Origin of the sequence: Paenibacillus sp. FSL F4-0097 (assembly GCF_038593125.1) — a bacterium.
Classification (GTDB): Bacteria; Bacillota; Bacilli; order Paenibacillales; family Paenibacillaceae; genus Paenibacillus_AQ; species Paenibacillus_AQ odorifer.
This window is the reverse complement of sequence record NZ_CP151965.1, coordinates 5,825,255-5,840,142: the sequence shown is the minus strand read 5'-3', so window position 1 is coordinate 5,840,142 and position 14,888 is coordinate 5,825,255. Positions and strand designations below refer to the sequence as shown.

14 protein-coding genes and 1 other annotated feature are annotated in these 14,888 nt (G+C 44.5%); of the genes, 8 read left to right on the top strand and 6 right to left on the bottom strand.

The features are described from left to right. Window positions 1–32: 32 nt before the first annotated feature. A complete protein-coding gene (locus MHH86_RS26260) occupies window positions 33–1,832 on the top strand; it encodes a M3 family oligoendopeptidase (RefSeq protein ID WP_038573202.1) in 1,800 nt (599 codons plus the stop codon). Window positions 1,833–2,445: 613 nt separating this feature from the next. Further along, a complete protein-coding gene (locus MHH86_RS26255) occupies window positions 2,446–2,856 on the top strand; it encodes a hypothetical protein (protein WP_036685297.1) in 411 nt (136 codons plus the stop codon). 153 nt (window positions 2,857–3,009) lie between these two features. Here the strand turns inward: MHH86_RS26255 and MHH86_RS26250 are convergent, their stop codons facing one another. Both MHH86_RS26250 and MHH86_RS26245 read right to left on the bottom strand, forming a co-directional pair. Continuing rightward, complete coding sequence (locus MHH86_RS26250; RefSeq protein WP_036685295.1) at window positions 3,010–3,240, bottom strand: alpha/beta-type small acid-soluble spore protein; 231 nt, start codon at window positions 3,238–3,240, stop codon at window positions 3,010–3,012. A gap of 201 nt (window positions 3,241–3,441) precedes the next feature. Continuing rightward, entirely contained in the window at window positions 3,442–4,416 is a 975-nt protein-coding gene (locus MHH86_RS26245) for an aldose 1-epimerase (protein ID WP_076105307.1), read from the bottom strand. Window positions 4,417–4,550: 134 nt separating this feature from the next. Beyond that, window positions 4,551–4,790: a binding site (T-box leader), on the top strand. A gap of 63 nt (window positions 4,791–4,853) precedes the next feature. Here MHH86_RS26245 and trpS point away from each other — a divergent pair. Continuing rightward, window positions 4,854–5,840: a tryptophan--tRNA ligase gene (trpS, locus tag MHH86_RS26240; RefSeq protein ID WP_036685592.1), complete on the top strand. Its 987-nt coding sequence runs from the start codon at window positions 4,854–4,856 to the stop codon at window positions 5,838–5,840. Window positions 5,841–5,842: 2 nt separating this feature from the next. Here the strand turns inward: trpS and MHH86_RS26235 are convergent, their stop codons facing one another. Together MHH86_RS26235 and MHH86_RS26230 are read right to left on the bottom strand one after the other, a co-directional pair. Next, on the bottom strand, window positions 5,843–6,031 hold the full coding sequence (locus MHH86_RS26235) for a hypothetical protein (protein WP_036685291.1): 189 nt from the start codon (window positions 6,029–6,031) through the stop codon (window positions 5,843–5,845). A 105-nt stretch (window positions 6,032–6,136) separates the two neighbouring features. After that, window positions 6,137–7,138 (bottom strand): metal-dependent hydrolase, encoded by a 1,002-nt coding sequence (locus MHH86_RS26230; protein ID WP_036685288.1) that lies wholly within the window; start codon window positions 7,136–7,138, stop codon window positions 6,137–6,139. Between the two features lie 232 nt (window positions 7,139–7,370). Between MHH86_RS26230 and cyoE the strand changes: the two genes are divergently transcribed. After that, window positions 7,371–8,303, top strand: coding sequence for a heme o synthase (cyoE, locus tag MHH86_RS26225; protein WP_036685285.1), 933 nt, complete (start codon window positions 7,371–7,373; stop codon window positions 8,301–8,303). Between the two features lie 23 nt (window positions 8,304–8,326). After that, the gene (locus MHH86_RS26220) at window positions 8,327–8,944 is read left to right on the top strand and encodes an SCO family protein (protein WP_036685589.1); all 618 of its coding nucleotides are present in this window, start codon (window positions 8,327–8,329) and stop codon (window positions 8,942–8,944) included. A 95-nt stretch (window positions 8,945–9,039) separates the two neighbouring features. On the opposite strand, the gene MHH86_RS26215 is transcribed toward MHH86_RS26220, so the two are convergent. Beyond that, window positions 9,040–9,387 carry a DNA primase gene (locus MHH86_RS26215; protein WP_036685586.1) on the bottom strand — a complete coding sequence of 116 codons (348 nt, stop codon included), beginning with the start codon at window positions 9,385–9,387 and terminating at the stop codon, window positions 9,040–9,042. A 133-nt stretch (window positions 9,388–9,520) separates the two neighbouring features. Next, complete coding sequence (locus MHH86_RS26210; RefSeq protein WP_036685283.1) at window positions 9,521–10,708, bottom strand: MFS transporter; 1,188 nt, start codon at window positions 10,706–10,708, stop codon at window positions 9,521–9,523. A gap of 270 nt (window positions 10,709–10,978) precedes the next feature. On the opposite strand from MHH86_RS26210, the gene MHH86_RS26205 reads away from it, so the two are divergent. The 3 genes from MHH86_RS26205 (at window position 10,979) to MHH86_RS26195 (ending at window position 14,874) form a co-directional block, all read left to right on the top strand. Beyond that, window positions 10,979–11,416 (top strand): hypothetical protein, encoded by a 438-nt coding sequence (locus MHH86_RS26205; RefSeq protein ID WP_036685280.1) that lies wholly within the window; start codon window positions 10,979–10,981, stop codon window positions 11,414–11,416. A gap of 63 nt (window positions 11,417–11,479) precedes the next feature. Beyond that, complete coding sequence (locus MHH86_RS26200; protein ID WP_036685274.1) at window positions 11,480–12,625, top strand: transglutaminase-like domain-containing protein; 1,146 nt, start codon at window positions 11,480–11,482, stop codon at window positions 12,623–12,625. Window positions 12,626–12,798: 173 nt separating this feature from the next. Then, window positions 12,799–14,874 carry a penicillin-binding protein 2 gene (locus tag MHH86_RS26195; protein ID WP_235219518.1) on the top strand — a complete coding sequence of 692 codons (2,076 nt, stop codon included), beginning with the start codon at window positions 12,799–12,801 and terminating at the stop codon, window positions 14,872–14,874. Window positions 14,875–14,888 lie beyond the last annotated feature (14 nt).

Sequence of the window (14,888 nt, the reverse complement as noted above, 5' to 3'; positions counted from 1 at the left end):
GTCAAATGAAAGCAAAGGAATGGTGAGTACAAATGAAACAACCGTTATCACTGACTTGGGAACTGGATACTATTTTTCCGGGGGGGTCTTCGTCTGCAGAACTAGAAGGTTTCTTGAGCAAGCTTGAAAAAGATATTTTATCCTTACAGGGCTTTGTGAAGGATGCTGTGGCACCAACGGATGTTGCGTCTACAAAAGCATTGGATGAGGTTATAGCATTGCTTCAGAGCTGTTCAGGAAGACTTGTGGAGGTCACTTCCTTCGCAGACTGTCTAGGCGCTCAGAATCAGATGGACAAGGGTGCGGTAAGACTGGCAGCCAAAGTGACAAGCATGCGCGCCGGATTCGAAGGGATCAGCTCGCAATTTAGCAATGTACTGCGTCAGACTACGGACAAGGTATGGGCTGAGTGGATGGCTCGTCCAGAGATTGCTCCTTTAACGTTCGTACTGAGCGAGAGCCGTGATTTGGCCCGTGAGAAGATGAGCCCTGAGCTGGAAAGCTTAGCGTTGGAATTAGCTGTTGACGGATATCATGGATGGAGCGGACACTATGATACGATTGTAAGCTCAATCAAGATCCCATTTGAGGATGAAGAAGGAACAAAGCTGCTTTCTGCAGGTCAAGCTTTTAATAAGCTGGATGATCCAGATCCAAAAGTGCGTCAAGCGATGTTCCATAAATGGGAAGAGGCTTGGACTGAAGCGGCAGATAATTGCGCAGATACTTTAAATCACTTAGCAGGCTTCCGCCTGAAGCTCTATAAGGGCAGAGGCTGGGACGATGTTCTAAAAGATCCGCTCAGCATCAATCGTATGACACAGGACACCTTAAATACGATGTGGGACGTAATTACGAAGAGCAAACCTGTACTCGTGTCCTACCTTCAGCGCAAAGCCAAGCTGCTGGGGTTGGATTCCCTCTCATGGGTCGATGTCGAAGCTCCTGTAGGCAAATCCTCCGGCAAAATCCCTTATGATCAAGCTGCGAAGGATATCGTCACACAGTTCCGTAAATTTAGTCCTAAGATGGCTGAGTTTGCAGAGCGTGCCTTTGATAATAACTGGATCGAGGTTGAGGATCGTAATGGCAAACGTCCTGGTGGATTCTGTACTTCCTTCCCTGAGAGCAAAGAATCACGGATATTCATGACTTACAGCGGCACACCTTCCAATGTTTCAACATTGGCCCATGAGCTGGGACATGCCTATCATTCCTACTTGCTTGATGATCAACCTGTATTTAATCAGAATTATGCAATGAACGTTGCAGAGACCGCTTCAACCTTTGCAGAAGTGATTGTATCTGATGCTCAGGTTAAAGCTGCGGGCAATGCAGAGGAGAAGCTGGCACTGCTTGAAACGAAGATACAGAACAGTGTGGCATTCTTTATGAACATTCACGCTCGATTCTTGTTCGAGACTCGCTTTTATGAAAAACGTAAGGAAGGCCTTGTAAATGCTGAGGAACTGTCTGCTCTGATGGTGGAAGCACAGAAAGAAGCTTTCTGTGGTGTGCTTTCTGAATACCATCCTCACTTCTGGGCGTCGAAGCTGCATTTCTATATCACAGATGTACCTTTCTATAATTTCCCGTACACTGTTGGTTATATGTTCAGTACAGGCTTATATCGTCTGGCATTACAAGAGGGAGCTTCCTTTGCAGACAAATATGATAGCTTGTTGCAGGATACCGGCGTGATGACATTGGAGGATTTGGTGCTCAAACATTTGGGTGTGGATCTGACTAAGCCAGATTTCTGGCAAGGGGCTACAGATTTGATCGTGGCTGATATCAACGAGTTCTTGGAGATGACTGAGCATTTAGCATGAAATGTCTAAAATAAGACAAATTTCAGTGCGCTAAAAATAACGGAATTTCAGTGTGAACACGCAAAGACCCCGGTTAAGGGGTCTTTTTTTAATGGTTAAATGTCGAAAACTCCCGTTTTATAAAAATTAATATACGAATGATCTATGAATTTTGCGCATTACTAGGGATAATAACCCAATTTTGTAGAATAATGTTGTTTGGCGTATTTAAGGGGTCTATAATGAGCCTTGAGCCTTATATAAGGCTTGCAAGGAAGACTAATGAGCTTAGCTCAAAAAGCTTAAGTAAGCGCATACTAAGCCGATTTGTACGAAGTAAACTCGAAGTAGCTAAGCTCACAAACAATATAAATCGAACCAGAAATTTGGGAAAAGGGGAAGGAGTGGCGGAGGGGAATTTTGGAACTGTAAGAGCGGGAGCGACCGCCTTTGTCTCCGAATTTCACCCGCTGTACGCGTAAGAATTCAAGAAATTTGGAGACAACAGCGGCTGGAAGTCCAAACATTCCCCGCAGTAGCGACGGATCCTTAGCCTAAATATTTAGGGTTCGATTTATAAAAGACGAAGTGAACTCGAAGAAGCTAAGCTCACAAAACTTTTAGGAGGAAAGATATGCTTAAGACAGAACAGCTATCATTAGCAAGACAGATGGATTTGGTATTTAGGGAACTGCAAGAGGAATTATCGGGACTATCTTCCGGTACGGTATTTGTGCAAATACGAAATAATACCATTGGCAAATTCGGCATACGTCATCACCCTCTAGCCGGTCGGGGTGGTGGATTCACAGAAGTAAAGGAAGGAATAACGGAGAGTCAGCAGTCTTCTTTTCGTCTAATGGCACTGGAGAGTCTGAAATACAAACGGCGCTGGACTCATGGTGAGATCAGCTATGAATTCGCTATAAGACAGGGAAAGCTAATCGTAGATGCTACGCTGGAGTCCAATTATAATATGGCGAATCTGATGATTCGATCTCCCCGTAATGCTTACGCCGAGAGTGCTGATCAATTTTTAAGTTAAACGTTTTACATAAAGATTGCATGCAGCTCGGATTATAGGGTATAAATTAGAAAAACCTCCCACAGCTTCTGGAAGAAGTGTGAGAGGTTTGAAAGCTAGTCGGCAATGGGCTTTTTAAGACCTCAGCCGGATAAAACACTTAAGATAACGATGTTACTGACGACCGGACAGTTGTTGTTCTGCCAGTTGTACTAGACGTTTAGTGATGTAACCTCCCAAAGAACCAGTTTCGCGGGAAGTGTAGTTCCCGTAATAACCGTCAGCTGGGATCGTTACTCCAAGCTCTTGTGCTGCTTCATATTTCAATTGTTGCAACGCTGCATTTGCTTGAGGAACTACAAGGTTATTGGAACGGCTGCTACGACCTTGACCTGCTTGACCCATGTGTGTCACCTCCTTCGCCCGTTGTGAAGATAGTATGAGCGCTAAGAGGCTAATTCATGCATGCTATCGAAAGGTTTTAAGGATGGTAATTATTAGTCGATTAAAAGTAAGGGTAGGAAAGCCTAAATAACTAAGCTCGCACAAAAAATCGGCCTTCTCTTACGTAAACGCAAGGGAAGACCGATATAATGTATATCTGCTTTAATTCTCGGGATAGATCATTTCCAGCATAGTGGACAGCTCAAGGCTTTGACCTGGTTCTACCTTCAGCAAGCCAGTGAAGGAAGGATCGTCGGAAACGTTAGGAGCATCCGGGAGCCAGGTATAAGGTTCGATGCACAGAAATTGATCGGCTGGTCCTTTGGTATACAGGACCCAGTGGCGAAAAAGATTCTCGTCGGCCGTATAACGAAGACCATAACCATCATCGCGTAATAACAATGCTTCTACGGGCTGCTTGTCACCAATACGCAGAGCGGTATCAAAATTAGTTCCCTGTAGGTTAATTCCAGAATTTAGAGACTCTAGATCACCGAGTGGAATTAGATTGCCGCTAGGGAGCAATTCATCGTTTAGTTCATAAATGCTGTTTACGGGCAATTTGAGATTCCAGCGTTCAGGTTCTCCATCGATCATAAACCAGGTGTGATAACCGATCCCAAAGGGAATACGATGATCGCCGAGATTTGTAACCTTTAAAGTCTGGCTGAGCCGGGCATCCTGAAGCCTGAATGTCATTTCGAATTTGAGTGGAATGGGAAATTGCTCCATCCAGTGTGGATCATCTTCAGTAAGGAATTCAGTAGTGACTGCACAACCGTCCTCGTCTTCTTCAATATCGCTGACACACCAGGATTGAGTCCGGTGTAGACCATGGATATGATTGTCACCAGCGGTATTCTGGTCAAATTGATAACTTGTACCCTCGAATTGAAATTTTCCTTTACGAATTCTTCCGGGTGGAATTAAGAGCGGGATGCCAAAATGGTAAGGTTTTTGCATAAAGAAAGCTTGATCGCTTTCATCAGGCCGCCGCAGAATTTCCCGTTGTTCTTTTACATCAAACAATGAAATCACGTTGTTTCCTAGTCGCGGCAAAAGCGTGACTTCCAGTTCGCGGCTGTGCAAAATATAAGTATCATAACCGCCCCACTGCCCTTTGGTCACCTGTTTCATGAGATATGCTCCTTTATCGTAACTGTAATCGAATAGAACATGGATAACCTTATCATAACAGATTTATGCGGAAGTGGTTAAGTGATTTGACAACTTCTCTTTATGGTTCTATGATGAAGGCATTAAATTATGATGAGAATGTGATGACGGGGACAAGTAGACAGGAAATACACCTTCAGAAAGCCGGTGGTTGATGCGAACCGGTAGGACACTCCTGATGAATGGACCCCTGAGCGCCGCGCTTGAACGGGAGCAAGATGCCCTAGTAGACCGGCCGGATCTTCCCCGTTAACGGAAGACTAAGGCTGTTTCCCTTTGACTATACAAAGGTTAAGCAGCGAATAAGGGTGGCACCACGGTCTCACGTCCCTTGCGGATGAGGCTTTTTTTGCGTTCTCGGAAATCGGAAATTACATCTAACGGAGGTCTATATTATGTTGAAAAAAGTAATGTCAGGCATACAACCGAGCGGTTCTCTAACTTTGGGTAACTATATCGGAGCGCTGAAAAATTTTGTGAAGCTGCAAGACGATCATCAATGTTTCTTTATGGTTGTCGATATGCATGCGATCACCGTTGCTCAAGATCCTGCGGCACTGCGTGAGCAGTCTGAAGCTGTAGCTGCACTCTTTATCGCGGCAGGAATTGATCCTGTGCGTTCGAATGTATATATGCAGTCTCATGTGCCTCAGCATGCGGAATTGGGCTGGATCATGACTACGCTGACGGCAATGGGCGAGCTTGAGCGTATGACACAGTTCAAAGATAAATCATCAGGTAAGGATTCAGTTGGCGCGGGCCTATTCGTATATCCTTCTTTAATGGCAGCAGATATTCTTGTTTATAATGCGGATCTTGTGCCAGTAGGTGAAGATCAGAAGCAGCACTTGGAGTTGACCCGTGATTTAGCTGGCCGATTCAATAACCGTTTTGGCGAATTCTTTACGATTCCTGAACCATATATCCCTGAAGTGGGCGCACGCATTATGTCTCTGGATGATGGCACTAAAAAAATGAGCAAGAGCAGCCCGAATGCAGGCAGCTATATTGCCCTGTTGGATTCGCCGGATGTGATCCGTAAAAAAATCAGCCGCGCAACGACTGATTCTGGACGTGAAGTGATCTTTGATCCGGCTAACAAGCCAGAGATTAGTAACTTGATGAGTATTTACTCGGAATGTTCTGGGATGTCCCTCCAGCAAATTGCCGATCGTTATGAAGGACAAATGTATGGTGGCTTTAAGAAGGATCTTGGGGAAGTGGTTGTATCCACACTTGAGCCTTTGCAACAAAGATATCATGAAATTCGCAGTTCAGGTGCGATCACTGATATTCTTGCTGAAGGTGCTGAACGTGCACGTATTGTTGCAGCTGAGACGTTGAATGGCGTAAAAGAGCGGATGGGCTTTCTGCCAGCTCGTTAATCTTAGTCAGAGCTTAAGCTTTCCTGTTTGCGTCTAATTCTGGCTTTGAGGATAAATCCCCAGCCAATATTCATTACGCAAAGAAAACCAAGCAGAAGTGCCAGCCAGAAGCTATAGCTGATCGCGATTGAAGCGGCAGTGAGAATAAGAATAGAAGAACAAGCGAACCAAAGTGAGAGTCCTTTACCCATTAAGAGCCTTCCTTTCCGTGTCTGCTAAAATGAATCCCGGAGTATTATAAAATACTCCGGGATTTTTTGTGATTATAGAATAGATCTCTCAGTAAGTCTACAGTTTCATCGTAAAGAACCAGGGTCGATGGAAAATCGTTTGTCGAGCTTATCACTGCTAAGCCAGCCTACATAAGTATTTAAAGGTTTATATTGGTTATCCATAACTAATACAGCCACAAAAGGGTATTGTTTGCGGTGTAAATAACGAACGTCTCCCCAGCGTACCATATATCCTGAAGGAAGCTCCTCCACTTCGGCAACCGCATAAGAGGTGAAATATAGAAAGGACTGAATATCTGGATGCGACTTGGATATTTCCACAGCGGGATGATTCGAGCAGACCGCATGTTTGAACCATTCCAGGCGGTTGTTCAGTAGCTGTCCAACGTCATAGCTGCCGTCTTTTTTCACTTTAACTACGTTCCAGCGTTTAAGTGAAATTGTAGGGATTACAATATAACGTTCGCCAGCATTATGGTGTATATCTTTAAGCTTGATGTTTCGTGTAAGGCGGGCATGAACAATTGTTCTCCAAATATAATAAAGAATGGTACAGGCATAAAGCGTAATAAATAAAGGTTTGGGCGGCACAATCCCAGTGATCCAGAGTAGAATAGCTGCGATATGGCTGCCAAAAATAAATGGATCGAAAATGTGGATGATATTCCAGGCAATCCATTTCTCAGTAAATGGACGGGCGGCCTGGGTTCCATAGGTGTTAAACAGATCAGAGAAGACGTGCACGCCTACGCCTATGAAACCCCAGAGTGCAACATGGCTTAAAGCTGCCAAATCAGTAAATCCAAACAGAGGCCCTAAGACTAGGGCAATCAGAGCGGGCCACAAAATTAGAAAAGGCAAGGAGTGTGTGATTCCCCGGTGATTACGAATATATATTGCATTGTCCTTTAGTCTTAATGCGGTATCGGCATCAGGAGCTTGTGAGCCTAAAATCGTAGCCAGCATAACGGCCCCGGCCAGTTTAGGGTCAGAAGCAACGACAGGATCTACGAATGAAAGTCCGGCTAACCCTATGCCCATAACTAAATGTGTAGCGGTGTCCATTGGTCAGTTCTCCTTTGTTGTTCGGAAGTACATTATTAATAATTACCCAAATACAGCTTAGGTTATTAACGGGCTGGAAATAAATATTGTCACGTAATTGTCAAATTCATGAACATACTGTGCCATGACTGTCAAAGTCTCCTCGGGTTTGATATGATAAAGTTAACAGCGAAGTCTATTTAGTGCTTCGGCTAGAACGTTAGAAGTTCGTTTAGAAGGAGGATCATTTGGTGTGGATAATCATATAACATTTCAAGCTTCTTCCGATTCTGCAGCTATGTCTGCAAAATCTCCACCGGAAGGTGCAAGTTGGCGTGATTTCATTACCGTAACAAAACCCGGTATTATCCGATCTAACCTCATCGCTGCCTTTGCAGGATATTGGCTGGCTTCAGGTTGGGATGTTCAATACGGCAGATTAGTTCTGACTCTGCTCGGTACAATGCTGGTTATGGCTTCGGCCTGTGTTTTTAATAACTATTTCGACCGTGACCTGGACATGAAGATGGAAAGAACGCGCGATCGGGGGCTTCCTACAGGACGACTGAAACCCAAAACCGTATTGCTGTATGCTATTGGGCTAGGGATTGCGGGCTTGATTGTACTGTTTGCTTTTTCCGGAGTTTTAGCCGGTCTGTTCGGGATTGTAGGGATGTTCGTTTACGTTGTAGTATACACCCTTTGGTTGAAACGGACATCAACATGGAGCACTTCAGTAGGTGCGATCTCTGGAGCTATGCCACCGGTAATTGGCTACGTTGCAGTTACGGGAACAGTTGATCTAGGGGCTTGGCTGATGTTTGCGATGTTGTTTCTGTGGCAACCTCCCCATTTCTGGGCACTCGGGATTAGACGTAAAGAAGAATATAGAGCCGCTGGATTTCCGCTGCTGCCTGTAGTCAAAGGAACACGTCGTACGAAGTTTCAAATGATTCCTTATGTAGCACTGTTGCTGCCTATTCCAGTGTTAATGTACGCCTACGATTATGCAGGCATTTTTTATCTGGTGATTTCAACAGCGCTGTCCCTGGCTTGGTTAATCATAACCTTGATGGGCTTTGCAGCAAAAGATGACGAAGTCTGGGCGAAGAAGAACTTCCTCTTCTCCATTAACTACCTAACGGTAAGTTTGATCGTACTTGTATTGAATACGATTCACGGTTAAGAAGAGGGAGGGTATTATTGTCCGTGCAGACCTTTAAGCGTTATAAATGGACCTGGATTCTACTATTGCTTGCTTTGGTAATGGCTGGTTATCTGGCAGTTAATTCTTTGAATTTAGGAAAAGAAAAACTGCCGGTAATCGGAGAAGTGCAGGACTTTTCACTTGAAAATGTGGATGGAGACCAGATTACTCTGGCTGATACACAAGGTAAGGCACGGCTGGTATACTTTTTTTTCACACAATGTCCGGATGTATGTCCTATAACTACGTTTTTGTTATCTCAGACGCAGAAAATTCTGGTCGACGATGGCAGCTTTGGAAAAGATACGGCGTTCGTCTCCATTTCTTTTGATCCAGAGAATGATACGCGTGAAGCCATTAAAAGCTTTGCGGACCGTTTCCAGGCAGATTATAAGGGTTGGTACTTCTTACGGGGGGATCAGGAAGTCATTCGTAAGCTGGCAACTGATTCTTTTAAAGTACTAATTGCAGGGAATAGTAAAGAAAATTTCGTACATGCCAATCGCATAGCATTGGTTGATCGAGACAATCGTCTCCGTGCATTGTATGACGCAGGGGATACGGATAACATAACGCCTGAATTTCTTGCCGATAGGCTGAATGAATTGGCTCGTGAATAGAACCTAACCGCATAACAGAAACGCCTTTTTCGAATCCCATTTATTGAAGGATAACGAAAAAGGCGTTTTTAATTTCTTAGGCAATATATCGCGAATCAAAAAGGAATGGGTTCAGGGTAAATGATGAACTCTTCCAGACCCGCTTTTTCAAGCTGATTAATATTGTATTCATCTGGAGTGCCTTCCACTCCGGCATAACCCCGGCGTGTATAGATGTGACCAGCATCGGGAAAGGCATCGCGGAGAATCCCGCGTATTTTTTTGCCTGAACTGTCGTTATCCATATAAAGATATACTTCTCCATCTCCTACTTTTTGTCGCAGGGACTCGAGTTTGAGCGTATTTAATGTACCAAAGGTACAGAGGATTTCGACTTCCGGTACCAGCACGCGTCGTAATCTGCTGCGATCGTTTTTGCCTTCGACAATAATCGTAATGGACATTTGCTGACAATCACCTCCGGAAATGAAGTCTGAACTTACAGACTCATTATAGTTTACCGAAGGAGGAGCAGTTTTAACAACTGTTTCTACAGGAAAATCTTCATTCCCCGGGAAATGTCGTAAAAACAATAAATCATGCGGCCCGCCCATTCCATTTGGAAGAGTAGGTGGACAGCTTGGCTGAATTTTTTGGCGGAAGCAGTAATAGTGCAACCATCAGCAATAGAAAGGCAATGAAATAAGGCGAAACAACGTCTCTTAGTTGTCCTGCGGCCACAGGCCCTGCGAATGCACCTAGTGACATGGCTATCGACTGCATGGAGAAGGTGCGTCCCATACGTCCTGGTCCACCTAGACTAATAAAGAGCGAAGCCATTGCAGGAAATAATATTCCTTTGGCTGCACCCAGAATAAAGAGAATAACGGAAGCGGGAATGCTGTGAAGTGAGGCGAGCGCAAAAAAACAAAGGGCCATTCCTAGCAAGGCCACGGCTATTCTTCCTCCTGGGGAAAAGCGGTTCAGGAAGAACAAACTGAGTGTTACCAAAGCCCCTAAGCTAAGGAGCGATAAAAGAATACCTGTGGAAACAATGCTATTACTTCCGGTCTGAGATAGAGGAAGCTCAAAGAACAGAACCCCTTGTGAACAAGAAACGAAAAAAGGCAGCAGATAATAACGTTTGGAAACTGGATTGGGATCGGATATAGGGACCGAAGGAAGATCCTGATTTTTCAAAGGAGGTGCTGCTGAGTTTACAGGGCGTACTAAACGCCGGGCAGGCGCCGGTACACTGAAAAAAGCCATGATTCCTGTAGCGATAAGCAGCCATCCCAATGTGGTGAAGGTGCCGGAATAGCCAGCTTTAGCTACGATAAAGGCACCCGCTGCTGGGGATACCACTGAAGCTAAGGTATGAACGATACCATGTCCGGACATATATTTCCCCTGCTCAGTGGCATCAGATGATAATGAAGCCAGCAAGGTCATGCACGCCGGAGAGAGGAAGGCGAGCGCGAACCCGCTTGCTGCTCGTAGCATCAGCAAATGCCACGGAAGCTGAGCGTGAGCCTGCAGCAATAGAATGGCTCCCGCAGTAACAAGGCTAAAGACGATGTAGCGGCGGCTGCCATTACGATCGACGAGTACGCCTGCGAGCAAATTGCCAGGAAGATGGGTCAACGAATACATGCCCATCATCCAGCCAATAAAGGCGGGTCCCGCACCAAGAGAGATGGCAAAGGGCGTTAGAATAGGATACTGTGCATGTAAATCAAAAAACGCCAGAAAAAGAAACAGGTACAGCCATAGCGCAGTTTTCACAGGGAAACACCTCCGAGAGCCACCTACAATAAAGGTTAATGCAGGAAGGCGTATTTTAAGAAGATCAAATTTAAGCAACTACTTGTACTTTACGTGGGACAGAGAGGGCTTATACCGCTTTTTTAATTCCTGTAAGCAGGTATACCTTTCTCTGGCTGTGGAACCATGAATTATGATGGGCATTCATGTATAATAATTAATATTGGCGTCATGTCTATGGAGGAGATAATCCTTAGGACGAAACTAGGCGATAGGGGTGTTGTGAGGTTGATGGATCCAGAGGTGTGGTCACAGTTTATTAGAGAGAATTGGTTAGTTATTGTTATTGCGCTTGTTCTGTTGTTCGCGGTTGTTAATTTGGTCAAAACGATGTTGAAATGGGCGATTGTCATTATTATCGTTGTAGGTCTATTCATCTATAGTGGTGTGACAATGGACCAAATTGGTAACGCTGTGAATAAGGTGGCAGATGGAACGGTAAGCACGCTGAAGAAGGAAGCACAAGAGGTCATGCTTAAAGAGGCGCAGGATGCGAAGTACACTTCAAATGGTGACGGAACATTTACGATCACAACTCCGAATATTGAAGTGAAAGGTACTACTGGTGAAGATAAGGTAGAGGTTACTTTCCGCGGAGTTAGTCTTGGGAAGTGGAGTATTACAGATACCACACAAACATTTATCGAGGAAGCTCGGAAACATCAATAAACGGCCTCAGTTTAAATGATTATCAAAAACAAGCAAGCGGGCGGCTGAAAGGGGAGATTGGATATGATAAACGGTTGGTTGACTAGTCTGAGTGATGCAAATATCATCTCCATCGCCCTCCTGCTGGTAGTAGTCTTTTCACTATTGCAAGGCTGGAGCAGAGGGTTCTCAAGTGCTACCGGAAGATTATTCGGTCTGCTGGGAACAGGACTGTTTACAATAGCTTCTTTGGTGCTGGCCATTCCTGCTGCGGCGTATCTCAATCCTCATGTTCAGACTTGGGCAGCAGGAATAAGTCTGCCTGATAAACAGCTGACCCAGTGGCAGCAAATTTATTATACGGCTGTGTCTGTGCTGGCGGAATCGCCGCTGGTGCGGTTTCTATTGTTGTTATTGCTCTCTTATATCTTAATTCGCATGCTTCTGGGATTGTTGTCTATGCTGCTTCCATTCCACCAGCTACGGCGCACCAAGACATTTAAGGACAGAAAGATTACGCAAGTAAGCCGTATGGGTGGAGCTATCATAGGATTAATTATAGGCTTGACTCGTGGTTTAATTATTGTGCTCGCTCTCTTCATTTGTGTTGGCCTAAATCCAGAAAGTCAATTTAGCCGTTATGTGGAATCTTCTCCGATCTACAGTCAAAGCGCTGCCGCTGTATTTGAACCCTTTGTTGGGGAGACAGTGCAGAAAAAGCTGCCTATTCTGACGAAGACCGTTGCAGCTGAGATGAATGATATTCTGCGCAGAAAATATGAAGTTATCGATCATGACATTCCACAAGATATTGTGGGAGCTGCTGAAGATATTATTGGACAAGCGCAAGGAGACGAGAAGAAAGCCAGACTACTGTATGATTGGGTAGGAACACGAGTAACTTATGATTACGCCAAAGCGGAAAATTATGAAAAAAATAGAATTTGGCATGAACAGACCCCGCAGGATACCTTCGACACACGTATAGGGGTATGTATTGATTATGCCCGTCTTTACGCTGTAATGGCCCGCTCCCAAGGATTGCAGGTGCGCGTTGTAACGGGTCAAGGCTATGATGGTAGAGGCGGGTATGGCGCACATGCCTGGAATGAAGTTTATATAAGTGACCGGCAAGCTTGGATTCCATTGGATCCCACTTGGGCGAGCAGTGGAGATTGGTTTAATCCGAAGGATTTTGACGATACGCATATTAGGGAGAACGCACTCTGAGTGAGGGCGCCGCACTCCTTCCGTGTGGTACAATAAACTCATACCAACCGCTCTAACACAAATGCGAGTGCAATGCTCACAATCAGCTTCTTAGAAATCACCTTCATTATAGGAGCAATGTCGCTGGCTAAGGCAATTCAGACATTATTTTTATATAGAAGGGAAGAAAGCTGGTGAGCTTTGGGAAGCAGCTCCCGCCTGCGGACGGGAAATCTTCGAAACATTCTGTAGGTCTGCGATTGAATCTGTTTTTCTTTGGCACTTTTTTTATTTTTTGTATCATTATTGTGCGTCTTGCAGGTTTGCAGTTTACTGAGGGAGCTTTGCTGACAGAAGAAGAGATCAAACGGGATACGAAGTTTGTTCCGCTGGCAGCCATGCGAGGGATTATTTTTGCTGCCGGGGGTGAGCAGATAGCCTATTCTACACCTGTTGAGTCGCTCTATCTTACCCTAAATAAGGAATATACAGCTAAAACTACTGATAAAGTAACGGGTGAAACCTCACTAACGGAAAAGGCGAAAAATAAGTCCAATGACCTTGCAGCAAGATTAGTAGCGGAGTTTGAGAAATATGGAAGTGCAGATGCCCCTAAGTTAACGCAGCAGGACGTGCTGGATTTACTTGATCTGGACTTTAAAAAGTACCTAGGTTATGTACCGCGTCGTATAAAAGCAGGGCTAACTTCAGAAGAAATAGCTTATTTCATGGAACATAAGGATGAATATCCAGGTATTACCATTGTGGAAGAAAGTATACGCCACTACGATAAAGATACGGTAGCTGTGCAGACGGTGGGTTTTGGCAAACCTTTTAAATCAACCGAAGACTTAGCGATGTACAAAAATATTCGTAGTGCAATGAAAGACAATTCTTCACCGGGACTTATGTATAAAACGGAAGAATATGTGGGGTTTGATGGTCTGGAAATGCAGTATCAACGCGAACTGCGCGGAGAAAATGGTTATCAGGTCATTTCGGTCACTCCTCAAAATATGGCGGAGAAGGTAGAACAGACCGTTCCCCCTGTAAAAGGCAATAACATTTGGATGACTATTAATAAGAATGTTCAGATGAAGACTGAACAGGCCATATTAGATCAGATTAAATGGCTGCACACCAATGCTGTGCAAGGCGAAACTCATCCAGATGCTTTAACAGGTTATGCAGTAGCAATGGAAGTAGAGACTGGTAATATTGTCGCTATGGCGAGTATGCCGGATTACGATTCGAATGTATGGACAAAGGACTCGTTGCCTACATCCGTCTGGAATAAAATTATGAACAATCATCTGAATGGTACAATTACCTCGAATTCTTCCGGGAGATCGGGTCATGATTTTAGCTCTCTTGTATTCATGGGATCGACCATCAAACCGTTAAGTGTATTAATTGGTCTAAATGAAGGTTTTTTTAGCACCTCGAGCACCTATCCAGATGTGGGGATTACCTATTTCGGTAAGGATGATAAATCATCGGTTAGAAATTCATCAGGTCACGTCTATGGAAAACTGTATCCGGCTGATGCTATCAAGCAATCCTCTAACGTATTTATGGTGGATATGGTCGGAAAGCAACTTTATAAGAAATACCTGGGGGATAAAGGCGTAGAGGTCTGGGACCAATATATGAAAAAGTTCGGACTGGGTGTGTCAACACAAAGTGGTCTTCCCGGTGAATCACCAGGTCAGATTAACTATACAGATTTCAAGGCTGCAGGGAGCTCGCAGGCCGCGCTCGTCTACGCATCTTTTGGCCAGCAAGGCAGTTATACTACGTTACAGCTTGCCCAGTATGCTACTACACTTGCAAATGAAGGTGTGCGAATTAAACCACAGCTTATAAGTAAGATTACGGATGCGCAAGGTAAGGTGGTTAAGGAATTTAAAAAAGAAGTGCTTAATAAAGTAACCTTTGATAAATCGTTCTGGAGAGAAATCAAACAGGGAATGAGCAGTAAAGTTAGTGCTTTTGACGATTTTCCTTATGATTTTGCCCGTAAGACAGGAACCTCTGAAAAAACGGACAGAAAAAATATAAACCGTGATAACGGGGTTTTTATTGCCTTTGCTCCACGTGAGAATCCGAAGCTGGCTGTAGCGGTTGTGATTCCGGAGGGCGGCTTTGGCTCAAATAGTGCAGCTCCGGTTGCCCGTAAGATTTTTGATGCTTATGATTGGGAATATGGGCTGGATGGGGTTCCAAAGAAGAATATTCCTCCTGTGGCAGATCCCGTTCAAGAACAATAAGCTTAAATTAGAGA